The sequence below is a fragment of the Rhizobium sp. CF142 genome (assembly GCF_000281145.1).
Taxonomy (GTDB): Bacteria; Pseudomonadota; Alphaproteobacteria; order Rhizobiales; family Rhizobiaceae; genus Rhizobium.
Map to the genome: position 1 here is coordinate 25,231 of NZ_AJWE01000015.1, position 24,841 is coordinate 50,071.

Annotated in this window: 18 protein-coding genes and 2 pseudogenes; 4 read left to right on the forward strand and 16 right to left on the reverse strand. The window is 60.7% G+C overall.

The annotated features are described in order from the left end of the window. Position 1: 1 nt before the first annotated feature. From dnaJ to PMI11_RS04620, 3 genes are all read right to left on the reverse strand, one after another. Positions 2 to 1,144, reverse strand: a complete 1,143-nt coding sequence (dnaJ, locus tag PMI11_RS04610; protein WP_037070684.1) for a molecular chaperone DnaJ — start codon at positions 1,142 to 1,144, stop codon at positions 2 to 4. Between the two features lie 82 nt (positions 1,145 to 1,226). Then, positions 1,227 to 3,137: a molecular chaperone DnaK gene (dnaK, locus tag PMI11_RS04615; protein WP_007813900.1), complete on the reverse strand. Its 1,911-nt coding sequence runs from the start codon at positions 3,135 to 3,137 to the stop codon at positions 1,227 to 1,229. Positions 3,138 to 3,451: 314 nt separating this feature from the next. Next, on the reverse strand, positions 3,452 to 5,761 hold the full coding sequence (locus PMI11_RS04620; protein WP_007813902.1) for a transglycosylase domain-containing protein: 2,310 nt from the start codon (positions 5,759 to 5,761) through the stop codon (positions 3,452 to 3,454). A 257-nt stretch (positions 5,762 to 6,018) separates the two neighbouring features. Between PMI11_RS04620 and PMI11_RS04625 the strand changes: the two genes are divergently transcribed. Beyond that, on the forward strand, positions 6,019 to 6,201 hold the full coding sequence (locus PMI11_RS04625; protein WP_007813904.1) for a hypothetical protein: 183 nt from the start codon (positions 6,019 to 6,021) through the stop codon (positions 6,199 to 6,201). A 142-nt stretch (positions 6,202 to 6,343) separates the two neighbouring features. Here PMI11_RS04625 and PMI11_RS37225 read toward each other — a convergent pair. After that, positions 6,344 to 6,469, reverse strand: a pseudogene (locus tag PMI11_RS37225) (SH3 domain-containing protein); the annotation flags it as partial. Positions 6,470 to 6,772: 303 nt separating this feature from the next. After that, positions 6,773 to 8,161, reverse strand: a complete 1,389-nt coding sequence (locus PMI11_RS04630) for a dipeptidase (protein ID WP_007813905.1) — start codon at positions 8,159 to 8,161, stop codon at positions 6,773 to 6,775. 186 nt (positions 8,162 to 8,347) lie between these two features. Between PMI11_RS04630 and PMI11_RS04635 the strand changes: the two are divergent. Then, positions 8,348 to 9,415 (forward strand): annotated as a pseudogene (locus tag PMI11_RS04635) (MHYT domain-containing protein); the annotation flags it as partial. Between the two features lie 103 nt (positions 9,416 to 9,518). Here the strand turns inward: PMI11_RS04635 and PMI11_RS04640 are convergent. Then, positions 9,519 to 9,935: a MarR family winged helix-turn-helix transcriptional regulator gene (locus PMI11_RS04640; protein ID WP_007813909.1), complete on the reverse strand. Its 417-nt coding sequence runs from the start codon at positions 9,933 to 9,935 to the stop codon at positions 9,519 to 9,521. A 424-nt stretch (positions 9,936 to 10,359) separates the two neighbouring features. Between PMI11_RS04640 and polA the strand changes: the two genes are divergently transcribed. Both polA and PMI11_RS04650 read left to right on the forward strand, forming a co-directional pair. Then, the gene (polA, locus tag PMI11_RS04645; protein WP_007813911.1) at positions 10,360 to 13,359 is read left to right on the forward strand and encodes a DNA polymerase I; all 3,000 of its coding nucleotides are present in this window, start codon (positions 10,360 to 10,362) and stop codon (positions 13,357 to 13,359) included. 275 nt (positions 13,360 to 13,634) lie between these two features. Beyond that, positions 13,635 to 16,034, forward strand: a complete 2,400-nt coding sequence (locus PMI11_RS04650; RefSeq protein WP_007813913.1) for a DNA translocase FtsK — start codon at positions 13,635 to 13,637, stop codon at positions 16,032 to 16,034. A 15-nt stretch (positions 16,035 to 16,049) separates the two neighbouring features. Here PMI11_RS04650 and PMI11_RS04655 read toward each other — a convergent pair whose 3' ends face one another. The 10 genes from PMI11_RS04655 to phnL form a co-directional block, all read right to left on the reverse strand. Next, on the reverse strand, positions 16,050 to 16,556 hold the full coding sequence (locus tag PMI11_RS04655) for a GrpB family protein (RefSeq protein WP_007813916.1): 507 nt from the start codon (positions 16,554 to 16,556) through the stop codon (positions 16,050 to 16,052). Between the two features lie 18 nt (positions 16,557 to 16,574). Then, positions 16,575 to 17,171 (reverse strand): phosphonate metabolism protein/1,5-bisphosphokinase (PRPP-forming) PhnN, encoded by a 597-nt coding sequence (phnN, locus tag PMI11_RS04660; protein ID WP_037070704.1) that lies wholly within the window; start codon positions 17,169 to 17,171, stop codon positions 16,575 to 16,577. Then, positions 17,171 to 18,310, reverse strand: coding sequence for an alpha-D-ribose 1-methylphosphonate 5-triphosphate diphosphatase (locus tag PMI11_RS04665; RefSeq protein WP_007813920.1), 1,140 nt, complete (start codon positions 18,308 to 18,310; stop codon positions 17,171 to 17,173). Before PMI11_RS04665 ends, phnN begins: the two co-directional genes overlap by 1 nt. A 13-nt stretch (positions 18,311 to 18,323) precedes the next feature. Then, positions 18,324 to 19,019 (reverse strand): DUF1045 domain-containing protein, encoded by a 696-nt coding sequence (locus PMI11_RS04670; RefSeq protein ID WP_037070687.1) that lies wholly within the window; start codon positions 19,017 to 19,019, stop codon positions 18,324 to 18,326. Between the two features lie 137 nt (positions 19,020 to 19,156). Beyond that, a complete protein-coding gene (phnE, locus tag PMI11_RS04675) occupies positions 19,157 to 20,503 on the reverse strand; it encodes a phosphonate ABC transporter, permease protein PhnE (protein ID WP_007813924.1) in 1,347 nt (448 codons plus the stop codon). A gap of 7 nt (positions 20,504 to 20,510) precedes the next feature. Next, positions 20,511 to 21,476 (reverse strand): phosphonate ABC transporter, permease protein PhnE, encoded by a 966-nt coding sequence (phnE, locus tag PMI11_RS04680; protein ID WP_007813927.1) that lies wholly within the window; start codon positions 21,474 to 21,476, stop codon positions 20,511 to 20,513. Between the two features lie 67 nt (positions 21,477 to 21,543). Next, positions 21,544 to 22,452 carry a phosphonate ABC transporter substrate-binding protein gene (gene phnD, locus PMI11_RS04685; protein WP_007813929.1) on the reverse strand — a complete coding sequence of 303 codons (909 nt, stop codon included), beginning with the start codon at positions 22,450 to 22,452 and terminating at the stop codon, positions 21,544 to 21,546. Between the two features lie 97 nt (positions 22,453 to 22,549). Beyond that, entirely contained in the window at positions 22,550 to 23,395 is an 846-nt protein-coding gene (gene phnC, locus PMI11_RS04690; protein ID WP_037070690.1) for a phosphonate ABC transporter ATP-binding protein, read from the reverse strand. A 117-nt stretch (positions 23,396 to 23,512) separates the two neighbouring features. Beyond that, the gene (locus PMI11_RS04695) at positions 23,513 to 24,130 is read right to left on the reverse strand and encodes a DapH/DapD/GlmU-related protein (protein WP_007813934.1); all 618 of its coding nucleotides are present in this window, start codon (positions 24,128 to 24,130) and stop codon (positions 23,513 to 23,515) included. After that, a complete protein-coding gene (phnL, locus tag PMI11_RS04700) occupies positions 24,127 to 24,837 on the reverse strand; it encodes a phosphonate C-P lyase system protein PhnL (RefSeq protein WP_007813935.1) in 711 nt (236 codons plus the stop codon). Before phnL ends, PMI11_RS04695 begins: the two co-directional genes overlap by 4 nt. Positions 24,838 to 24,841: the final 4 nt, after the last annotated feature.

A 24,841-nucleotide genomic window follows, 5' to 3' on the forward strand; every position in this document is an offset into this window, starting at 1 on the left:
ATTAGCCCTCGAAGAATTCCTTCATCCGGGCAAAAAAGCCCGTCGATTCCGGATTGTTCTCCTTGGAGGAGAGCTGCTCGAATTCCTGAAGAAGCTCGCGCTGGCGCTTGGAGAGCTTCTGCGGCGTCTCGATCTGGATCTGGATGTAGAGATCGCCGGTCTGGCTGGAACGCAGCACCGGCATGCCCTTGCCCTTCAGGCGGAACTGTTTGCCTGCCTGCGTGCCCTCGGGAACGGTGACGCGCGACTTGGTGCCGTCGAGCGTCGCCACATCGAAGGTACCGCCGAGCGCTGCCGTCGTCATGGAGATCGGCACGGCGCAATAGAGATCGGCTCCGTCGCGCTGATAGAACTCATGCGGCTTCACCGACAGGAAGATATAGAGATCGCCCGCCGGGCCACCACGCGTACCGGCCTCGCCTTCGCCCTGCAGGCGAATGCGGGTGCCGTCCTCGATGCCGGCAGGGATGTTGACCGAGAGCGAACGCTCTTCGGTCACACGGCCCTGGCCGTGGCACTTCGGGCACGGATCGGGAATGATCTGGCCGCGACCATGACAGGTCGGGCAGGTGCGCTCGATCGAAAAGAAGCCCTGTGCGGCGCGGACACGACCGGAGCCCTGACAGGTGCCGCAGGTCTTCGGCTGCGTGCCCGGCTTGGCGCCGGAGCCGGAACAGACGTCGCAGGTAATCGACGTCGGAACACGGATCTGTGCCGTCTTGCCCGAGAAAGCCTCTTCCAGCGAGATTTCCATATTGTAGCGAAGGTCGGCGCCGCGTTCGCGACCGCCCGAAGAGCGCTGCCGTCCGCGGCCACCGCCCATCATCTCGCCGAAAATGTCCTCGAAAATGTCGGAGAAGCCGCCACCGGCAAATCCGGCGCCACCGCCGAAGCCGCCGGGACCGCCCATGCCGCCATGTTCGAAGGCCGCATGGCCATAGCGATCGTAGGCAGCGCGCTTTTGCGGGTCCTTCAGCGTCTCGTAGGCTTCGTTGATTTCCTTGAACTTGCGTTCGGCGTCTTTGTCATCCGGGTTCTTGTCCGGATGGAATTTCATCGCCAGCTTGCGGAAGGCGCTTTTCAGCTCTTTTTCATCCGCCGTCTTGGCTACACCCAGAGTTTCGTAAAAGTCCGCTTTTGCCAATTTAAGCCCCGGAAATGGATTTCCGGCTGCCATGGTGAGCAGCCGGATGTCTATCGTCTAGCGTAGGCCGCCAGTCCGCTGATTAAGCGGACTTCTTGCGGTCGTCGTCCTTGACTTCTTCGTAGTCGGCATCGACGACATTGTCATCCTCAGCCGAAGCGTCGGTCGCGCCGCCTTCGGTCTGCTGGGCTTCATAGATCGCCTGGCCGAGCTTCATGGAAACTTCCATCAGCGTCTGGGTCTTGGCCTTGATGTCTTCGGCGTCGGCATCGGTTGCTTCAGTCGCGGACTTCAGAGCGGCAATCGCATCGGAGATCGCGGTGCGGTCGGCTTCGGAAACCTTGTCACCATAATCCTTGAGCGACTTTTCGGTGGAATGAACAAGGCTTTCGGCCTGGTTCTTGGCTTCCACACCTTCGCGGCGCTTCTTGTCTTCGGCAGCATGCGATTCTGCGTCCTTGACCATCTTCTCGATGTCGGCGTCCGAAAGACCACCGGAAGCCTGGATGCGGATCTGCTGTTCCTTGCCGGTGCCCTTGTCCTTGGCCGAAACCTGCACGATGCCGTTCGCGTCGATGTCGAAGGTGACTTCGATCTGCGGAACGCCGCGCGGTGCCGGCGGCAGGCCAACGAGGTCGAACTGGCCGAGCAGCTTGTTGTCGGCAGCCATTTCACGCTCGCCCTGCGAGACGCGGATGGTGACGGCCTGCTGGTTGTCGTCGGCGGTCGAGAAGGTCTGGCTCTTCTTCGTCGGGATCGTCGTGTTACGTTCGATCAGACGGGTGAAGACGCCGCCGAGCGTTTCGATGCCGAGAGACAGCGGGGTTACGTCGAGAAGCAGAACGTCCTTGACGTCGCCCTGGAGAACGCCGGCCTGGATGGCGGCGCCGAGAGCGACGACTTCATCCGGGTTGACACCCTTATGCGGTTCCTTGCCGAACAGCTGCTTGACGACTTCCTGTACCTTCGGCATGCGGCTCATGCCGCCGACGAGAACGACTTCGTCGATTTCGGCAGCGGTGACGCCTGCATCCTTGAGGGCTGCCTTGCACGGAGCGATCGTGCGCTGGACGAGATCGTCGACCAAGCTTTCGAGCTTGGCGCGGGTCAGCTTCAGCGTCAGGTGCTTCGGGCCGGAAGCATCGGCCGTGATGAACGGCAGGTTGATTTCGGTCTGCTGCGAAGAGGATAGCTCGATCTTTGCCTTTTCAGCAGCTTCCTTGAGGCGCTGCAGGGCGAGCTTGTCGTTCTTCAAGTCGATGCCGTTGTCCTTTTTGAACTCGGCAACGAGATATTCGACGAGACGCATGTCGAAGTCTTCACCGCCGAGGAAGGTATCACCGTTGGTGGACTTCACTTCGAAGACGCCGTCGCCGATCTCGAGGATCGAGATGTCGAAGGTACCGCCGCCAAGGTCGTAGACGGCGATCGTCTTGCCGTCCTTCTTGTCGAGGCCATAGGCGAGAGCAGCAGCAGTCGGCTCGTTGATGATGCGGAGCACTTCAAGACCTGCAATGCGGCCGGCATCCTTGGTTGCCTGGCGCTGCGCGTCGTTGAAATATGCAGGAACCGTGATGACGGCCTTTTCGACCTTTTCACCGAGGTAGGATTCGGCGGTTTCCTTCATCTTTTGAAGGATCATCGCGGAAATCTGTGCAGGCGAGTAGCCCTTGCCGTTGGCTTCGACCCAGGCGTCGCCATTGTCGCCCTTGACGATTGTGAAGGGAACGAGGTGCTTGTCCTTCTCGACGGTCGGATCTTCGTAGCGGCGGCCGATGAGGCGCTTTACGGCGAAGAGGGTATTCGTGGGGTTGGTGACCGCCTGGCGCTTGGCCGGCTGGCCGACGAGGCGTTCGCCATCATCGGAAAATGCCACCATGGAAGGGGTCGTACGCGCGCCTTCTGCGTTCTCGATGACCTTTGCGTCCTTGCCGTCCATGACCGCGACGCAGGAATTTGTCGTTCCAAGGTCGATACCAATTACTTTTGCCATGTCATTCTCTCCTTGAAGCAAGCTGTCGGAACCCCGGTAAGGCATTTCCCTGACAGCCCCTTACGGGATGGGTCTACTAAGATTACGCAATCGTGATTGCGGTGATGCGGCGTATATAAGGAGCGGTTTTCTGGACTGCAAGGCGAGAAATGGCCCGGAATCCAGCAAAACGAATGTGTTGCCTTCAATTTTTACAGTAGCCGGAAAAGGGTCTGCTTTGCACGTCCAAACCGTGCAATTCTTGCACGTCGAGCCTTGCGCGGGCCGTGCTCCTGCAAGGCGTCTTATCCGGTCTCAATACTGTCTACTGTCTCCTATTGCCCCATGATGAGATCGAGAAGGGTCGTGCGACGTGGCTGCGCCCCTGATGTTGCCTGCGGTCCGCCGACATCACCGGGCGGCACCATGTCGTCGTAACCGCCGCCGGCGACATCGGCAGGCGGCACGGGGCCGCCATTCACCGGCATCGCCGTCTGCCGCTGTCCGGGTGCCGGCGGATAGCGGTTGAGGTCGGCATTGCCGCCGAAGACCCCGGAAATGATGCTCCCGACCGTCGAAGGCTGCTCAGGTGCCGGCTGCGCCTGCGCCATCGGTTGGCCGTTGGCGGGATCGGTTCCAGGGTCGGAGAATGTCTGGCCCATGCCGAAAAGCGGTGCCGGCGAAAGCCCCTTATGCGCGGCGACCATGAATTCCTTCCAGGCCTTGGCCGGGAGCCCGCCGCCGGTCACCTTCTTCATTGGCGTGCCATCGTCATTGCCGAACCACACGCCCGTCGTCAGATTGCTGGTGAAGCCGACGAACAGCGCATCGCGCGAATTCTGTGTCGTACCGGTCTTGCCCGCTGCCTGCCAGCCGGGAAGCTTGGCGCTCGAGCCTGTGCCGCCGTTGATGACGCCCATCATCATCATGTTCATTTCGGCAACGATCTGCTCGGAAAGCACGCGCGGCGGATTGTCATAGGTGTTCTCGTAAAGCACCTTGCCGTCGGTGGTGGTCACCCGGCGGATCACATGCGGGGTAGCCTTGTAGCCACCGTTCATAAAGGCGGCATAGGAGGCCGTCAGTTCCATGAGAGAGACTTCGGAGGTGCCGAGCGCGATCGAGGCATTGGGCTGCAGGTCTGATTCGATGCCGAGGCGATGGGCGAGTTTGATCACCTGATCCGGCCCGTCATACATGACGAGCTGCGCCGCAACCGTGTTCAGCGACTTGGCAAGCGCCGTGCGCAGCGTCACCTGGCCATTATATTTCTTCTCATAATTTTCCGGCGTCCAGTCGCCGATGCGGATCGGCGCATCGTTGAAGACGGAGTCGGGCGTCAGGCCCTTTTCGAGCGCGGCGGCATAGACGAAGGGTTTGAAGGAGGAACCCGGCTGGCGCTTGGCCTTGACGGCGCGGTTGAACTGGCTCGTCGCATAATCCCTGCCGCCGACCAGCGCCCGGATCGCGCCCGTACCGTCGATCGAGACGAGGGCGGCCTGCGATGCATCGAATTTGCCGCCTTCCTTGTCGAGCACATCGACCAGCGACTGCTCTGCCTTCTTTTCGAGGTTCTTGTCGATGGTCGTATCGACGATGACGTCTTCCTTCACGTCTCCGACCAGCCCCTGCAGCTCGTCCATCACCATATCGGCGACATATTGTCCGGCACCCGACCAGTAGCTGCGGGCAGAAGCCGGTGTTTGCGACATCGCCGTCTTGATCTCGCCGTCGCTGATATAGCCCTGGTCGCGCATGGCCTGCAGTACGATCTGCGCGCGGGCATTTGCTGCCTCCGGATCACGGGCCGGCGAAAGGCGGGACGGCGCTTTCACAAGGCCCGCAAGCAGGGCTGCTTCGCCAAGGTTCACATCGCGCGCCGACTTGTTGAAATAGCGCCGGGCAGCCGCTTCCACGCCATAGGCGTTCGAGCCGAAATAGACGCGGTTCAGATACATCGCCAGGATCTGGTCCTTGGTGTATTTCTGTTCCAGCCAGAAGGAGAGCAGCACCTCCTGCACCTTGCGCTCGAGCGTGCGCTCGGGCGAGAGGAACAGGTTCTTGGCAAGCTGCTGCGTCAGCGTCGAGCCGCCCTGGATCGGCTGGCCGGTCGCATTGTTGACGAAGGCGCGCGCCAGCCCGAACGGGTCGACGCCGAAATGCGAATAGAAGCGCCGGTCTTCGATGGCGATGATCGCTTCCGGAATATAGGGAGACATGTTCTCCAGCGACAGCTCCTCGCCGCCGGTCGCACCGCGGTTGGCGATCGCGCTGCCGTCTACGGCGGTGATCTTGACGTTTGGCGGCCGTTCCGGGATTGCCCAGGTGCTGGCGCTCGGCATGCGCGAACCATAATAGAATACGAGGCCGGCAACACCGATGCCGACCCAGATGCCAAGCACGATGCACCAGTAGATGACCCTGCGCAGGAACGCGAACAGCCCGCCGCCTTCGCGCTCGCGCGGCTCGGGACGGCGCTTTGCCGGTGTGCGGCGGGGAGCAGGCGATCGCGATGGACGCTTGGAGCCGTGCCGCCCGTCGATGCGGTCGTCGGCATCGAGCGCGAATTCGTCGTCCTCCTCACGGCCGCCGCGGCCGTTGAAGGACGGTTCGATCCTGTCGTCTGATCTGCGTCTGGCTACCATCGTGGAGCGGCTGAACCCTTGCTCTAAGACCGCGCCCCCAGGCAACGGTTTTATCCGATTGAATTGTAAATGCGGCGAATTAACGGGCTGTTAAGAACAATACCAATACGGCCAAGTACTCTCCCTGCCTGCATTTTTTCCGTCAGCCAGCCATGACTTTCCCACATGGCTGCCATTCATTGTGAGTGTCACAAAACTGACATATATCGCCGCGACTTCGCTCCTCCAAAGAAGCAGAGCGCAATATCAGGCAGAAAATGACGATCGATCCCGACAAGATGGACGAAGCTCGCCTCCGCGAAGTCTGGAGCGTGCATGCCTTTGCGCAGCATTATCGCCTCGACAGGGTGGAGGAGAGCCGGCTGAAAATGCTGCTTGGCCCTTATGCAGAGATGCGCGACTTGCTGGCGACCCAGCGTCGCACATCTTCTGGCTGGTGAGGGAACCAATAGGCTTCGCAGCAGTTTTATCGAGAGCGGGACATACCCCTCACGTTCCGCTCAGATCGGCCGTCTCCCCTCAACACGTGCCGATCGATATCAGGCCCGGCGTATCACCAGATACGTCGGGTCCTTTTCTTAAGGGGCGATAAGGCTCGCGATCGCGATAATAGTCCGGCCCGCGGCGCCAGCGGTCGCGATCACGGTAGAAGTCGCGATTGCGGTAATAACGATCCCAATAGGGGCCGACGCTGAAGGTGACGGCGATCGAGGTTTTTCACGGGGCCTTGAAATGTGAAAGGCGGCTTCCGATATAAGGTTTCAGAAATCGCAGCCCGGAAATGTTGTACGCGTTATCCGTCGTATCGTTTCCGCGATCTGGTCGGACTAGCCGTTTACCGGCAGTAAACCTTTCGGGATCACTCTGGCTGTGCACTATCCGCTTCTCCTTTGACCACGGATGTACTGGCACTGAGATGAGGCGGATAACGGAAGGCCGGTTTGCCCCGGCCTTTTTGTTTGCAGATTTCGGATGGCGTGCCGCGCAGACCGCGGGCACGCCTTTTTTATTTCAAGCCTTCAGTGCAGCAAGGATACGCACCCAGGAGCGGATGCCCTTGTGGTAGGAGGCGAGCTCGTACTTTTCGTTCGGCGAATGGATACGGTCATCGGAAAGGCCGAAGCCGACGAGCAGGGATTCCATGCCGAGCATTTTCTGAAAATCTCCGACGATCGGGATCGAGCCACCCATGCCGATGACAATGGCAGGCTTCGGCCATTCATCGGAAAGCGCGTTGCGCGCCTTGGTCAGAACAGGCGAGTCATAGGAAAGATGAATGGCCGGCGAGGCGCCATGCGGATGGAACTCGACCGAGCAGTCGGCCGGGATCTTCGAGCGAACGTAGTTGCGGAAGCTTTCGCGGATCGCTGCCGGATCCTGCGTGCCGACGAGGCGGAAGGAAACTTTCGCCGATGCCTTTGCGGCAATGACGGTCTTGAAGCCTTCACCGGTATAGCCGCCCCAGATGCCGTTGACCTCGGCCGTCGGGCGCGCCCAGGTGAGTTCCAGGACCGAACGGCCCTTTTCGCCCGAGGGAATGGAGAGGCCGACTTCGCCGAGGAAGTTTTCCGCCGACTTGCCAAGCGCCTCCCAGGATGCCTTGATGTTGGCGGGCGTTTCCTCCACACCGTCGTAGAAGCCTTTAAGTGTAATGCGGCCGGTCTCGTCATGCAGGCCGGCAAGCGCTTCCACGAGAATATGGATCGGGTTGGCGGCGGCACCGCCGAACAGGCCGGAATGCAGGTCGCGGTCGGCAGCCGTCACCACGATTTCTTCACCGACAAGGCCGCGAAGAGCGGCCGCGATTGCCGGCGTATCGCGATCCCACATGCTCGTGTCGCAGACGAGGGCGTAATCGGCCTTGAGCTCAGTGGCATTGGCTTCGAGGAACGGCTTCAGCGACGGCGAACCGGATTCTTCCTCGCCTTCGAAAAGAATGGTGACGCGGCAGGGAAGCGCGCCGTTGATCTCCTTATAGGCGCGGCAGGCCTCGACGAAGGTCATCAGCTGGCCCTTGTCGTCGGCAGTGCCGCGGCCGGTCAGGATCTTGCGGCCGTTGCCGGCATCCTTGACGGCGGGAGAGAAGGGGTCGTTTTCCCAGAGCTCGATCGGATCGACTGGCTGCACGTCATAGTGACCGTAGAACAAGACGTGGGGCGCATCAGCCGAGGCGCCTTCGTGATGGGCGACCACCATCGGGTGGCCGGGCGTATCGCGAACCGAGGCATCAAAGCCAAGCGTCTTGAGATAGTCTACCAGCCACTCGGCTGCCTTGCGGCATTCGGCCTTATAGGCCGGATCGGTCGAGATCGACTTGATGCGCAAGAGCTCGAACAGCTTTTCGAGGCTTGAATCGAGATTCTTGTCGGCACGCGCAAGGATGGGATTTAGTTCGGTCATTTCCGACTCCTTCTGAAATTCGGCCGGACGATAGACCCAATCGGCTGCGGTTTCGAGCGTCAAATTTCAAGATGTTATGTTGGCACTAAATGCTACAATAGATAAAGTGATGATGAATAATGCAATTTACGGTTATTTAGTATAATCTAAATAACATCGCGCAGAGGTCGACTTTCGAGGTGGCGAATGTTCTCGGTTATTGCCTGCATCAGGGATAATCATGACTGGCGGCTCGTCATTGCCGCTGTGATCGTCTGCCTCGTTGGCAGCCTGACGACCATGCTCCTTCTTTTCCGTGCCCAGGAATGCGATGTCGGCCAGAAAAAGCTCTGGATCGGCACGTCAGCCTTTGCCTGCGGCGTGGGCGTATGGGCAACGCATTTCATCGCGATGCTCGCCTATGATGGCGGCATGCCGATCAGCTACGATCTGCGCCTCACTTTTCTCTCGGTATTCCTGTCGATTTTCGGCTCCTGGGTGGCCATACTGATCGCGTCGGAGGGCAGGACCGGCTATTCCCTTGCTTTTAGTGGCTTGCTGATGGCGCTTGGTATCACGGCCATGCATATGACTGGCATGCAGGCGATCGAGGCCCCGGCCGTCATCGTCTATGATGCCTTCACGTCGGTCGTTGCTTTCTGCTCCTGCGCGGTTCTGGCGACGGTAGCCTTCCTCGTCTTCTTCCAGTTGAAAGGCATCAAACGCTTCGCCGCCTCCTCCGGCGCCTTTGTGCTGGCGATCTGCACGCTGCATTTCATCTCGATGAGCAGCATCACGCTGGTGCCCGACCCGACGCGCGAGGTGCCCGCGATGGCGCTTCAGCCCGAGGTGCTTGCGGTGATCGTCATGGTTGTCGCAACCGGCCTCATCCTCATGGCTTTCGGCGCAGTCTTCCTGGAAAGCCATCTGACCGATCTTCGCGGCCTTGCCAACGTTTCGCAGGAGGGCCTCGTCATCCTGCGCGAAGGCAGGATCATCGACACCAATGAGCGCTTCCTGGCCCTATCTGGCTGGAAGCTTGCGGAACTCGCTGGCAACATTCCCTCTGCCGTCCTGTCTCTCATCCAAGTTGAGCAGGAGAGTGATCACCGGGAAATGCTGTTGATTGCCAAGGATGAGAGGCAGATCCGTGTCGAGGTCGTCACACGGCGGATCGTCTATCGCGGGCGCCATTGCGATGTTCTCGTCGTTCGTGACCTCACCCAGCACAGGCGCGCCGAAGAGATGAGCGAGCATCTCGCCCATCATGACGTTTCGCCAGGCTCTGCAGGTCGCTGAGCCAGAGTGGGCGCGGATTGCCGGCATGCCGAGGTCAACGTAGTAAAACTCAAGCGCAATCACGCCGCCCCAGAGCGATTCAGAGTGCCTTGGCGTTGTTGATGAGCCGCCGGATATATTCGAGCATCAGCTCCCGCTCGAAGACCCGGAAGCCCTTGAAGAGCGCAAGATCGGCCTCGCGCGCCGTATCGATGGCCTCAGCCTCCATCGCCTTGGCTTTCTCGGAGAGGAAGATCAGTTGGGCGCGTTTGTCGGTTGGGTGCGGGCGCCGCTCGATCAGCCCGTCGCGCACCATGCGGGAGAGCGTGTTGGCCATCGTCGCTTGTTCGATATCGACGCGCTCCAGAAGCTGCTTCTGGGTGAGCCCGTCTTCGGCCCAAAGTTCCAGAAGTATCGGGAACTGGCCGGGAGAAAAACCGAGTCCTGCCGCGCGCTGATGCAGCGAGCGGGCAAAACCCTTGGCCAGCTGGCTGGCAAGGTAGGCGCCGGAATCCATTCGATTAAATCCCATGATTGTAAATTAGGCTCAAAATCGTGCAGTAGACAATGCAACAAATCGCATACGATCCATCAAAACATATGCGGCAGGCTCTTAAATTTTCGAGAGGTGAAGCGATTGGCTGAAAAACAAAGCCGCCATGGCCTGGAGGGTGGCCATGGCGGCTTGAAAATGGGGACAAAGGCCCGGAGAGGGGGATGAGGCCTTTGTCCAAGCCTGACGCGGCGGGGGACAAGCCGGCTATCAGACCCGCGGCGCGATCAAACGCCGGTAGGTCTGATTTGTGATTGAAAATGTGGTTTTTCAAGGGAAAGAGAAAAAACCGCCTATTACAAATTGGTAACAGTTTGGTGAGGCGGAATCTTTTTGCGCACCCAAGTTTATATGGACCTTGAAAGGCCGCCGCGCTATCCATGCTGCCATGAAAAAAGGCGATCACCTCTTCCTTATCGACGGTTCGGGTTTCATCTTCCGGGCCTTTCACGCTTTGCCCCCGCTGACACGCAAATCCGACGGCCTGCCGGTCGGCGCGGTCTCCGGTTTCTGCAACATGCTTTGGAAGCTGCTGAGGGATGCACGCGGTACCGACGTGGCTGCCACGCCCACCCATCTTGCCGTCATTTTCGATTACTCGTCGAAGACCTTCCGCAAGGATCTCTATGACGCCTATAAGGCGAACCGTTCGGCGCCGCCCGAAGAGCTGGTGCCGCAGTTCGGCCTGATCCGCGAAGCGACGCGCGCCTTCAATCTGCCCTGCATCGAGACGGAAGGTTTCGAGGCTGACGACATCATCGCGACCTATGCCCGCCAGGCCGAAGCCGTCGGCGCCGACGTGACGATCGTCTCCTCCGACAAGGATCTGATGCAGCTCGTCACCTTGAATGTCCACATGTACGACAGCATGAAGGACAAGCAGATCAGCATCCCCGATGTCATCGAGAAATGGGGCGTGCCGCCGGAAAAGATGATCGACCTGCAGGCGATGACCGGCGATTCCGTCGACAATGTTCCCGGCATTCCCGGCATCGGCCCGAAGACGGCCGCCCAGCTTCTCGCCGAATATGGCGATCTCGATACGCTTCTCGAGCGTGCCCATGAGATCAAGCAGGAAAAGCGCCGCCAGACCATTCTCGAAAACATCGACAAGGCAAAGCTGTCCCGCGAGCTGGTACGCCTTCGCACCGACGTACCGCTGGGACTCGATCTCGACGCGCTCGTCCTGGAGCCACAGAACGGTCCCAAGCTGATCGGCTTCCTGAAAACCATGGAGTTCACGACGCTGACGCGCCGTGTCGCAGAGTTCTGCAATTGCGATGCCAGTGAGATCGAGCCAGCCTTCGTGAAGATCGAATGGGGTGCGGATGCGCATGGCCCGGATCTCGACGCTGAGGAGCCGAAGCCTGTCGCCGGCGCTGTGCCTGACGTGGGTGGGGAAGCCGTCGCCGTTCCGCCACGGGCGAAGGCGAAAGCTGCGGTCGAAGGCACGTTTGCGCCGGCCGACCTCGCCAAGGCACGTGCGGAGGCCTTTGCGACCCTGCCGTTCGACCATTCCTCCTATGTGACGATCCGTGACCTTGCGACCCTCGACCAATGGATCGCCGACGCGCGGGATACCGGCCTTGTCGCCTTCGATACGGAAACGACCTCGCTCGACGCGATGCAGGCCGAGCTCGTCGGCTTCTCCCTGGCGATTGCCGACAACACCGCCGATCCGACAGGCACGCGCATTCGCGCCGCTTATGTGCCGATCGGCCACAAGACGGGCTTCGGTGACCTGCTCGGCGGCGGCCTTGCCGACAACCAGATCCCGATGGGCGATGCGCTGTCGCGGCTGAAGGCACTGCTGGAGGATGAATCGATCCTCAAGGTGGCGCAGAACCTGAAATACGACTACCTGCTGATGAAGCGCTACGGCATCGAGACGAAGAGTTTCGACGATACGATGCTGATATCCTACGTGCTTGATGCCGGCACCGGCGCGCATGGCATGGACCCGCTGTCGGAAAAGTTCCTCGGCCACACACCGATCGCCTACAAGGATGTCGCCGGCTCCGGCAAGTCGAACGTCACCTTCGACCTCGTCGATATCGAGCGCGCCACGCACTATGCCGCCGAAGACGCCGATGTCACGTTGCGCCTCTGGATGGTGCTGAAGCCGCGCCTTGCCGCCACCCAGCTGACGCGCGTCTATGAGCGCCTGGAACGTCCGCTCGTGCCGGTTCTGGCGCGGATGGAAGCGCGCGGCATCACGGTCGACCGCCAGATCCTTTCGCGCCTCTCGGGCGAATTGGCCCAGGGTGCAGCCAGATACGAGGATGAAATCTATCAGCTTGCCGGCGAGAGGTTTAATATCGGCTCTCCCAAGCAGCTTGGCGACATCCTGTTCGGCAAGATGGGTCTTGCCGGCGGCACCAAGACCAAGACCGGCCAATGGTCGACCTCGGCAAGCGTGCTGGAAGACCTGGCGGCAGCCGGCTTCGAGCTGCCCCGCAAGATCGTCGACTGGCGCCAGCTCACCAAGCTGAAGTCCACGTATACGGATGCGCTTCCGGGTTACATCCATCCGGAAACGAAACGGGTGCACACCTCCTATTCGCTGGCATCGACGACAACAGGCCGTCTTTCCTCCTCGGAGCCGAACCTTCAGAACATTCCGGTGCGCACCGCTGAAGGCCGCAAGATCCGCACCGCCTTCATTTCGTCGCCGGGTCACAAGCTGATCTCGGCCGACTACAGCCAGATCGAGCTGCGCGTGCTTGCCCATGTCGCCGAAATCCCGCAGCTCGTGCGCGCTTTCGAAGACGGCATAGACATCCACGCCATGACCGCCTCCGAAATGTTCGGTGTGCCCGTCGAAGGCATGCCGGGCGAGGTGCGCCGCCGCGCTAAGGCCATCAACTTCGGCATCATCTATGGCATCTCGGCCTTCGGCCTCGCCAACCAGCTTTCCATCGAGCGCTCAGAAGCCGGCGACTACATCAAGAAATATTTCGAACGCTTTCCCGGCATCCGCGATTACATGGAAAGCCGCAAGCAGATGGCCCGTGACAAGGGCTACGTCGAGACGATCTTCGGCCGCCGAATCAATTATCCGGAAATCCGCTCGTCGAATCCTTCCGTCCGCGCCTTCAACGAACGCGCGGCCATCAATGCGCCGATCCAGGGGTCGGCCGCCGATGTCATCCGCCGCGCCATGATCAAGATCGAGCCGGCGCTCGCCGAGGCCGGCCTTGCCGATCGGGTGCGCATGCTCTTGCAGGTGCATGATGAATTGATCTTCGAGGTCGAAGACGGGGATGTCGAAAAGGCGATGCCGATCATCGTCTCTGTCATGGAAAACGCCACCTCGCCGGCGCTTGAAATGCGCGTGCCGCTTCGCGTCGACGCCCGCGCTGCCACCAATTGGGACGAAGCGCACTAAAGCATGTCGCGCAAAACTGTGTAGCGGTTTTGCGCCAACGACATGCGAAAACGAAAGCCCAAAGTGCGGCAAGCGAATCCGAAAGATCGCGCCGCGCTTTAGGCGCTTCGTCAGATTGCCTCAAAGATTTTTCCTGAAGAGTCAAATCTCTGAAACCAATGAGGTTTCGTCTTTTTGGTCGTCCCGGAACGAGACGGCTGGAAGGAACTTATTAACCTTCATTTCCTATCCGGAAGGATGTCAGAATTTACCAAGCGTGAGTGAGTAACTGTCGCATGCGTTTTCCTAGAACCAATTTGACGGATGCCGGAGATTTCTCTTCCGGACTTGAAGCTGAACATCCCGTGGAAAATGCACCCGTGGAATATGAGGGCGAAAAGCCGGTGCCGCCGCTCTGGCAGAGCAATTTCTCGCTCGCCCCGAACGTCCGCTTCACCCGCACGCCGGAAACGCTGATCAGCAAGCGCCGCGCGCCGGAAGAGCCAGGCCGTGAGGAAATCGTCGTGCCTCCTCCGCAGGCCGTAGCAGCGCCGCAACCCTTAGCAGCACCGCAGATGCGCGCGCCGATCACGGTGAACGTGCCCTTCGATATCTATCTGCCCGAGGTCGCCGAACCGATCGTCGCGCCGGAACCTCAGCCGCAGCCCGTTGCCGCAATTCCCGTGGAAACCACGCTACGCGCCGCAACGGAGCTTTCCTCCATTTCGGATTTCGCCTTCTGGGAAGTCATGGCCTTCGAGGAGGCAGATGTCAGTCCGTCGCGTACCCCGGTCGTCGCATTGCAGCAGGCCGAACCCGAATCGATCACCTCGCGCTTCCGCATCATGGAATGGCGCCCGGGCCGGCATAATCCGGCGCCGGTGGCACCGCGCGCAACGCTGCCCACTGCACCCGCGCCCCGCCCCGCACGTCCTCCGGCTGTCCGCGTTGCTCCGGCTCCGGTCGCCCCAACTCCAATCGCCTCAACTCCGACCGCTCAGGCTCCGATAGTTCGGGCCCCAGCAGGTCAGGCTCCAGTAGTTCAGCCGCCTGTGGTTCAGTCGAACCAGGCACCGGCAGATGTCCGGCCCGCGTCGCGTGTCGAGATCGCCGCACCTGCACTGTCCCCGGTTCGTCCGGCCCGCATGATCGTCGAGAAGGTCGATGCATCCGGCTACGAATTCCCGCCGCGCGCTCTGCTGCAGGAGCCGCCGGAGCGGCTCGGCGAGATCATGTCGCAGGAAACACTGGAGCAGAATGCTGGCCTTCTGGAAAGCGTGCTGGAAGATTTCGGCATCAAGGGCGAGATCATCCATGTCCGCCCCGGTCCGGTTGTCACCCTCTATGAATTTGAGCCGGCGCCGGGCGTAAAGTCATCCCGCGTCATCGGCCTTGCCGATGATATCGCCCGCTCGATGTCGGCACTGTCCGCCCGCGTGGCTGTCGTTCCCGGCCGCAACGTCATCGGCATCGAATTGCCGAATGCGACGCGCGAAACCGTCTATTTCCGCGAGATGATCGAGAGCGACGATTTCGATAAGAGCGGCTACAAGCTGGCGCTCGGCCTCGGCAAGACGATCGGTGGTGAGCCCGTGATCGCCGAACTCGCCAAGATGCCGCATCTGCTCGTCGCCGGCACCACCGGCTCGGGCAAATCCGTCGCCATCAACACCATGATCCTGTCGCTGCTCTACCGGATGACACCGGAACAGTGCCGCCTGATCATGGTCGATCCCAAGATGCTGGAACTCTCCGTCTATGACGGCATTCCCCACCTGCTGACACCAGTCGTCACTGATCCCAAGAAGGCCGTCATGGCGCTGAAATGGGCGGTGCGCGAGATGGAAGAGCGGTACCGCAAAATGTCGCGCCTCGGCGTGCGCAATATCGACGGCTATAACGGCCGCGTCTCCCAGGCCCGTGAGAAGGGCGAGACCATCCATATCATGGTCCAGGTTGGTTTCGACCGTCAGACCGGTGCGCCGATCGAGGAGCAGCAGGAGCTGGACCTTGCGCCGATGCCCTATATCGTCGTCATCGTCGACGAAATGGCCGACCTGATGATGGTCGCCGGCAAGGAGATCGAAGGCGCGATCCAGCGCCTTGCGCAGATGGCGCGTGCCGCCGGCATCCATCTCATCATGGCAACCCAGCGTCCATCGGTCGACGTCATCACCGGCACGATCAAGGCGAACTTCCCGACCCGCATCTCCTTCCAGGTGACCTCGAAGATCGACAGCCGCACGATCCTCGGCGAACAGGGCGCCGAACAGCTGCTCGGCCAGGGCGACATGCTGCATATGCAGGGCGGCGGCCGCATTTCCCGTGTCCACGGCCCCTTCGTTTCCGACGCGGAAGTCGAGAAGGTCGTGGCACACCTGAAGACGCAGGGCCGGCCGGAATATCTCGATACGGTCACGGCCGGCGAGGAAGAAGAAGGCGAGGATGAAGAGGACGGCGCCGTCTTCGACAAGAGCGCCATGGGCGCTGAGGATGGCGACGAGCTCTACCAGCAGGCCGTCAAGGTCGTCATGCGCGACAAGAAGTGCTCGACCTCCTATATCCAGCGCCGCCTCGGCATCGGCTACAACCGCGCCGCCTCGCTGGTCGAGCGCATGGAGAAGGAAGGGCTCGTCGGCCCGGCAAACCATGTCGGCAAGCGTGAAATTGTCTCGGGGCGCGGCGACGGCGAATAATCGGATCGCGGCTGGTTATCCTTCTTCAGAGGCCAGCCGCAGCGTCTCCAGCACGAAGTCACGCTTGCCGCCGGTATAATAATCCCAATCGTCATTTGCCTCGCCCATGAGCTTCATCTTGAGGGCGGCATAGGCCTCTGCTCTTTCTGGATGTGAGCGCAGATAGTCGCGAAACGAGATCCGGTCTCGCAGCACGGCGTTATACGTCGAGCATAGATAGAGCCGCGCGCCATACGAGCCCTTGCCGCTGGTGAAGGTCCAGGTCTGCTGCTGGTACTTGTCGCCATGGAAGGTGTAGGCGTCGAGCGATTGCACCCGTTCGATCGCCTCGGGAAGCACATCCGCATTTGCAAAGGCGGCGTGCAGGTCGATCTTCGGCTTGGCCGCCAGTCCGGGGACGGATGTGCTGCCAACATGATGAAAGACGGGGGTGAGATCGGCGAGAAACGGCTCAAGCTCGCCGACGATCTGACGGAAGAGAGACGGCCATTCCCGGTCATAGTCGACGACACGAATAGCCATTCCCGTTTCCTGTCTCGTTCAGACGATTTCCTTCAGGAAACCATCCAGGATATCGATCATCTTGCGCTCGGCTTCTTCCAGCGAGTCGCTGTTGTCGAGCTCCACGACATCGTAATCGCCGCGCACCGTCAGCGGGCCGCGGGCGAGGCGGGCCATGATGTCCTCGTGCGTCTCGCGGCCGCGTGCTTCCAGGCGGCTGGCCAGCACTTCCGGGCGAGCGGTCACATTGATGACCTTCAGCCGCGGAAAGGCTGCCTGGAAACGGTGCAAGGCCGAACGCGAACCATTCGCAACGACAATGTGGCCCTTGGAAAGCGCTACGGAAACCTCCGCCGGAATGGCGTATTTGAGACCATGCGCCTCCCACCAGACGGCAAAGGCGCCGGCCTGCTCCATCGATGCGAATCCGGCATCCGAAACGGCGAGATGCTCTTCTCCGCCGGCATCGCCGTCACGAGTGATGACGCGGCGGGCAAAATGCACGTCTTCGCGGCGATCGAAATGCCGCGCCGCGAGGTTCATCAGCGTGTCCTTGCCAGCCCCGCTCGGACCGACGACGACGACCATGATGCCGCGTTCGGCACCGGCGCCCGGATGGGGTTCGTGTGACATCATCATGCGACACGGCGTCCTTCACGCCAAACGGAACGAGTCACCGGTACGCCATGCGAGCGGTGGACGCGGACGAGATCGGCACGCAGGCCGGTTTCGATGCGGCCGCGATCGTTGAGGCTGACGGTGCGCGCCGGCGTTGCCGTCACCATTGCAATTGCCTTCGACAAGGTAATGCCCTCAACCTCGTCGGCAAGAATGAAGGGTGCATGCAGCAGGCTGAGGGGCACATAGTCGGACGAAAGCACGTCGAGAACGCCGAGCTGCGCCAGATCACGCGCGGCGATATTGCCGGAGTGCGATTTGCCGCGCACGATGTTCGGCGCGCCCATCAGAACGCTCATGCCGTTTTCATGCGACAGCCGGGCTGCGTCGACGCTGGTCGGGAATTCGGCCAGGCGAACGCCGTTTTCAATCGCTTCATCGACATGGGAAGATGTGGCGTCGTCATGGCTCGCAACGGTGATGCCGCGTTCGGCGCAGACCTTGGAGATCGCGTCGCGATTTGGTGTCGAATTGCGATCGGATTCGGCGATGCGTCTGGCGCAGAAGCGGGCGAATTCCTCATCGGAAAGACCGCGCTTCTTCTGATAGTAAAAGATGTACTGGTCCATTGTCTGGAACTGGCGCTGGCCGGGCGCGTGGTCCATCAGCGAGACGAGACGGACATAGGGGTCGTTTTCGAAATCGGCGAAGTGCTGCAGCACGTTGTCGGCCGAAACTTCGCAACGCAGATGGAGGAGATGCTCGGCGCGCAGGCGCCCTTCCTTTTCGGCGGACTGGATGGCATCGGCCATCTCGCGCATCTCGCCGTGCTCGAAGCCGCCGTCTTCGTCGGCACCCATGCGCAGGCAGTCGAAGACCGTGGTGATACCAGAGGTGACGATCTGCGCGTCATGGGCCTGGATGGCCGCCGTCTTGTTCCAGCGGATGCCCGGACGCGGCGAATAGTGGCCTTCCAGATGGTCCGTATGCAGCTCGACGAGGCCGGGAATGATGTAATCGCCCTCAAAGTCTTCGCCGGCTACCGAATTGCCTTTTGAAATATCGGCGATCTTGCCGTCGCGGATCAGGATAGAACCCGAAAGAATATCGTCTTCGAGAACGATGCGGGCATTTGAAAGAACGGTTTCTTTGCTCATGTCAGGAGATCTTTCAGCTTTTGGCGCCAGCAAGAGGCAGCCATGTGTGGACTTTGAAAGGCGCGCCGCGCGCCTCCTCGCGAAAGACGGCAAGGCCGGAAATGTGAAGCGGCCTGCCGGTGAAAGCTGCAAAACGCTCCGTCAGGACCGCCTTCATCACTTCCGCGCGCTCTTCCGGCACCTGGCCGGTCAGCGTCATATGGAAGCCGAAGTCATCCATGACATATGGATAGCCCCAGCGCATGAGATTATTGCGCTGGCTCTCGGAAAGCCTTTCCGGTTTGCGCCTGATAATATCGGCCTCGGAAAGCGCCGCCCGGAATGGCTCGAAAGACTTTACCACCTTTGCTGCGAAATCCTGAAGCGGCTGGTGTAGCGAACCCGGCACAAGCGCGAAGAAGCGACCAAGCTGGCCCAGCACCAGTTCCGGGATTTCAAAAGCCGGCGTCTTGGCGGCGAAATCTTCGATGACCGCCATCAGGTCCTTTTCGGTCACGGAGGAGGCAAGCTCGAAGGGCGCTTTGATCGTCGCATGAAACCCGTACCGGCGTGGATCGGCCGTCAGTTCGAATTGTTCGTGAGCGGGCAGCGTCTCGTGGTCGGGCGCAGGATAGGTCTCGCCGGTAAAGGCATCGCGGCCAAGCCAGACGGAGGCCGCATCCGTCAGGGGATCATCCTTGGACGGCGAAAAATAGAGAGCGTAGCGCAAGGCGTTTATCCTGGAGATCGTCCGAATGGGGAGCGCAATGTGCAGTGATTTGGCGGCGAACCGCAAGCACGCTCCGGCTAAAAGATTTCCATGACAGAATGATGATGACGGCAGCCCGTCATCATCTTTACTTCGGCTTAGTGACCGGCCTTGGTGCCCATCAGGCGATGGCGCAGCGCATTCGATGCTGTATCGAACAGGAAGACGACGATCAGGATCAGGATGACCATGTAGGCGACGTTTTCCCAATTGGAATTGGTGCGCATGGCTTCCCAGAGCTTGAGGCCGATACCGCCGGCACCGACGGCGCCGATGATCGTCGCGCCGCGAACGTTCGATTCCCACTGATAAAGCGTCTGGCTGACGATAACGGGGACGATCTGCGGCATGATGCCGTAGCGATGCACCAGCACCGTCGAAGCGCCCGTCGACTTCACACCTTCGCGCGGTTTGTTGTCGATGTTTTCGAGACCTTCCGAGTAGAGCTTGCCGAGCGTGCCCGTCTCCGTGAGGAAGATGGCGCCGGAACCGGCGAGCGGGCCGGGACCGAAGGCGCGCGTCAGGAACAGCGCCCAGATCAGCATGTCGACCGAACGCAGGAAGTCGAAGAACCGCTTCAGGGCCTGATTGAGGAACCTGTTGGGCGTGATGTTGCGTGCTGCCATGAAGGCGAGCGGGAAGGCTGCAAGCGAGCCCAGCAGCGTGCCGAGGAAGGCCATCACGATGGTCTGGAACAGCTTGGTCCAGACATCGCCATGCTGCCATTCGCTATTGTTCCAGATATTGTCGAAAGCGAGCGACAGGTTCGACTGGTCGGGATGGAGGCGCGGGCCGGAGACGATGAGACTGATGACCTCGCTTGCCGGCTTGTCGAAGAAGGGCGACTGCGTATCGAAGATGAAATTCGCCCAGCCGATGAGGCGCTTGCGCACCTTCACGCGATCGACGGAAATGCTGACATCCCCGGCAAAACCAAGATTGGCGAGCACGTTGTCGTCATAAACAGTCACCCAGCCCGGAACCGGACCGACGACCTTCGGCGCGCCGCTGCTGACATCGACCGGCACCGTGATGCCATGGGCAACGATCGTCGTCTGGCTCTTGCTGACCGTCACCGTGCGACCGCTGCCGCCGACGAGAACCGTGATGCTGCCATCCGTGTTGGTTTTCAGCCAATCCGGATGCGGATCGTCGCCAAGGGGCGAGAAGCGCGGGTAGCGCGTCTGGATCGTGCCGTCGTCCTGGATACGGAATTCCGGCTGCACGTCATAGCTGATCCACTGGCTCATGTAGATGCCGAAGCGTTCCCAATGGGCTTCGGCGATGAGCTTCGGCAGGTCGAAGAACCAGACGGCATAAATGCCGTAGAGGATCGTGGCGAGGACGATGAGCAGGCCGCCGAAACGCTGGCGAAAGGACCGGTGAAAATATTCCGGGTAGCGCGTTTCGATCTCATGCATGCGGTTTGCGTCGATGACCGTCATGGCAGCCTCAATGTTGCAGGAGGAAGGCGTGTTCGCCGACAAGACGGCGGCGCAGCCAGGCAGAGAACTGATCGACGGCAACGATCGTGATGAAGAGCAGGAGCACGAGAGCGACCGTCTTCGCGCCGAAGCCGCGGGAAATGGAGAGCTTGAGCTCTTCGCCGATACCGCCGCCGCCGACGGCGCCGATGATCGTCGATGCGCGCACGTTGATTTCGAGGCGCAGCAGCGCATAGGACGCGTAGTTCGGCATCACCTGCGGCAGCGCGGCAAAGCGCACGCGCTCCAGCCAGTTGGCGCCGACGGCCCGCATGCCCTCGTCCGGTTTCATGTCGATGTTTTCGGCGACTTCATAGAAGAGCTTGCCAAGTGCGCCGATCGTGTGGAGCGTGATCGCGATGATGGCCGCCACCGGTCCGATCGACAGGATCGCCGAAAACAGGCCGGCGATAACGATTTCCGGGAAGGCGCGCAGGAATTCCATGATGCGCTTGGTAAAGATGCGCAGCGGCCAGTTCTTCGTCAGATTGCGCGCCGCAAAGAAGCTGAGCGGAACGGCGAAGACGAAGGCGATGATGGTCGAGACGAGCGCGATATTGATCGTGACGATCATCAGCTCGAAATATTCAGGGATATAGAAACTGCCCCAGACATAGACGCGGCCATTGGCGAAGTTGAATTCTTCACCACCCTTGTCATTCGGGCTCGCAATATCGAAAAGCGCGCGCCAGACATCGGTCCAGTCTTTGGGAATGAGCCAGCTCAGGAAATCAAAGAGATGCGGCAGGCGCTCGAAGAAGTGACCGGCATTGCTCTCGTCGGCAAAGCGCACGGAGCTGAGGAAGGCCGCGATGAGGATCACCAGGCCGAGGATGGTGTAGAAACGCCGTCTGGCGATCATCTTGTCCCAGGCGGTGGCGATTTCCTTCGTGCTCTGCATCGGCACATGCGGCTGTGTATCGGCAATAGTCATGAACGCCTCGCCCGGTCATAAGAAAAAGGGCGGCCGTTGCCGACCGCCCTGTGCACGCATGGCGCAATCAGCCGCCGATGGCAGCCTTACGAACTTCTACGACAGCATTGTAGAAGTCGTGCTTGACCGGGGCGTAGCCCTTGTAGTCGCCGCCTTCGATAGCTGCGAAGCACTTGTGATCCTTCTCCGGCAGGGCCGTGAAGAAGGCGGTGAGCTTCTTCTGCCACTCTTCGCCGAGAGCGTTGCGAACGACGAGCGGGCCGTTCGGGATCAGCGGCGAACGCCATACTTCAACCAGCTTGTTCGGGTCGACGGCGCCCTTGTCGACTTCCTTGCGGAAGGTACCGGAGGTGTAGCCGTCCTTGAAGTCGCCGATACCAGAAGAATCGTCAACGGCAACGTCGACCTTGCCGTCGTAGGCAGCGAGCAGGTTGTTCTCGTGGCCACCGTTGAACTGCGTGGAAGCGAAGAACTTGTCGTTCGGCATGCCGGTGTCCTTCGGGATCTGCGTCAGCGGAACGAGGTAGCCCGAGGTGGAGTCCGGATCGGCGTAGCCGAGCTTCTTGCCCTTGGCGTCCTTGATCGTCTTGATGCCGGAGGACTTCAGAGCGAGACCGATCGAGTAGTAACCCGTGGAACCGTCCTTCTGCTGCGTCGTCAGGATCGGCGTAACAGCCTTCGGGTCCTTGATGTAAACGGATGCGTAGCCGGAAGCGCCGAGTTCGGCGAAGTCGAGCGTGCCGCCGAGCAGACCCTGGATAACGCCGTCATAGTCGGCGGCCGGGAAGAGCGAAACCTTCTCGAAGCCGAATTCCTGCTTCAGGTGGTCTGCAAGGCAGGCGTAGTTGCGCAGGCGGTCGGTTTCGTTTTCGCCGCCGAGGATGCCGACGCGGAATTCCTTGAGGTCAGCTGCATTGGCAGCGCCGGCTGCGAGCGACAGGATCGCCGTAGCCGCAAAAAGTGCTTTCTTCAACATGGGTTCTCTCCTGAATGACCGGGACTCCGGTCGTTTTTGTTACGAAGATACGAAGAAATCTGCCCTTGACGCGGGCATTCGATCGCGGCCGTCCCTCTCACAGACCGGCCAGCGCCAGCGGTTGGTTGCCGGCGGATTGGTTTTCGGCTCCTTCCGGAGCCATGTTGATTGCGGTCGAGGTCATCGTTTCGTCGATGCCCGCGCCGTCCTTGTCCGTGCCGTAGATTTCTTTCACGGCCTCGGCGGTCAGTTCCGAGGGCTTGCCGTCGAAAACGACGCGCCCGCCCGCCATGCCGACGATGCGTTCGCAATAGTTGCGGGCCGTATCCAGCGTATGCAGGTTGGTGATGACGGTAATGCCCTCGCGCTCGTTGATGTCGCGCAGCGCATCCATGACGATCTTTGCATTCAGCGGGTCGAGCGAGGCGATCGGCTCGTCGGCCAGAACCATCTTCGGGTTCTGCATCAGCGCGCGGGCGATCGCCACGCGCTGCTGCTGGCCGCCCGAAAGCGTGCCGGCGGCCTGCAGCGCCGTCTGCTCGATGCCGAGGCGCTCGAGCGCCGCGATTGCCTGGATGCGCTCTTCACGGCTGAAGACGTTGAGCAGGCTAAGGATCGTCGAGCGATGGTTCAGGCGGCCGAGCATGACGTTGGTGAGCACGTCGAGGCGCGGCACGAGGTTGAACTGCTGGAAGATCATCGCGCAGTCGCGCTGCCAGCTGCGCAGGGCCTGGCCACGAAGGCCGGAGACCTCGACACCGCCGAAATGGATGGTGCCGGAGGAGGGCTCCTGCAGGCGATTGATCATGCGCAGAAGCGTGGACTTGCCGGCGCCCGAACGACCGATGATCCCGACCATCTGGCCCTGCGGAATGTCCAGCGTCACGGAATCGACAGCGAGCTTCTTTCCGAACCGGCGTGTGACATTCTTCAGCTCGAACATCATGCTCTTCCCTCGCATTGCAGGCTTGTTATGCGATGGCATTAGTCCCGCTTCGTGAAGCTCGCATGTCAGTTTTGTGTAAGTCCTGTCACAAAACTCTGCACCGCAGCATTGAGCTTAGCCACCGTAGCGCGAGAGGAAGTCTTCGGCTCCGAGTGCCCGGAAATCTGCCAATGCGCCGCGCAGCCGGTCGTGTTCCCAGTCCCACCAGGCAAGCCTGTCCATGCGCTCCCCGACCTCTTTCGGAAAGCGTTCGCGGATGAGCTTGGCCGGCACGCCGCCGACGATCGTGTAGGGAGCGACATCCTTCGAAACGACTGCGCCAGCGCCGATGACGGCGCCATTGCCGACCGTCACGCCGGGCAGGATCGTCGCGCCATGGCCAATCCAGACATCATTGCCGATGATGACTCGATTGGAGCGGCGCCATTCGAAGAATTCCGTCTCCATGTCGGCATCCGGCCAGTAATCGACGGCGCGGTAGGTGAAGTGGTGCAGCGTGGCGCGCCAGGTCGGATGGTTGGTCGCATTGATGCGCACTGCCGCGGCGATGTTGACGAATTTGCCGATCGTTGCGCACCAGATGGAGCCGTCCTGCATGATGTAGGAATAGTCGCCGAACTCCGCCTCGCTGATGCGGCAGCGTTCGGATACTTCCGTATAGCGGCCGAAGCTCGAGTTGGAGACGGAGGCAGTCTCGTGAAAATAGGGCTCGGTGCCCAGCTTGCGGCTCATGCTGCGATCGCCTTTCGGGGGGAGAATTGCTGAACGTCGAGAATGCGGTCGGCGGCGGCCTCGCGCACTTCCTCGTCGTGGAAGATGCCGAGCAGCGCGACGCCCGCCTTCTTCTTTTCCTCGATCATGGCGACGACGACGGCACGGTTCTTGGCGTCGAGCGAAGCGGTCGGCTCGTCGAGCAGCAGGATCGTGTGATCGGTAATGAAGCCGCGGGCGATGTTGACGCGCTGCTGCTCGCCGCCTGAAAAGGTGGCGGGCGGCAGCTGCCAGAGCGCTTCCGGCAGATTGAGCTTTTCGAGCAGGGTGGCGGCCTTTTCCCTGGCGCTCGCGGCATTTTCACCACGCGCGAGCAGGGGTTCGGCGACCACATCGAGTGCCGCAACACGCGGCACGGTGCGCAGGAACTGGCTGACATAGCCGAGCGTCTGGCGCCGCACATCGAGAATGGTGCGAGGGTCGGCGGTGGCGAGATCGACGATCTTGCCCTTGTGATTGACGAGGATCTGTCCGGTATCGACGGCATAGTTGCCGTAGATCATCTTGAGCAGCGAGCTTTTACCGATGCCCGAGGGGCCACCGAGCACGACGCATTCGCCTGAAGCCACCGAGAAGGAGACATCGGAGACGACAGGCAGCTTGATGCCGTCGCGCAGGTGCATGGTGAAGCTCTTGGCGACTTCTGAAACGACGAGAGGTGTTGCCATGGTC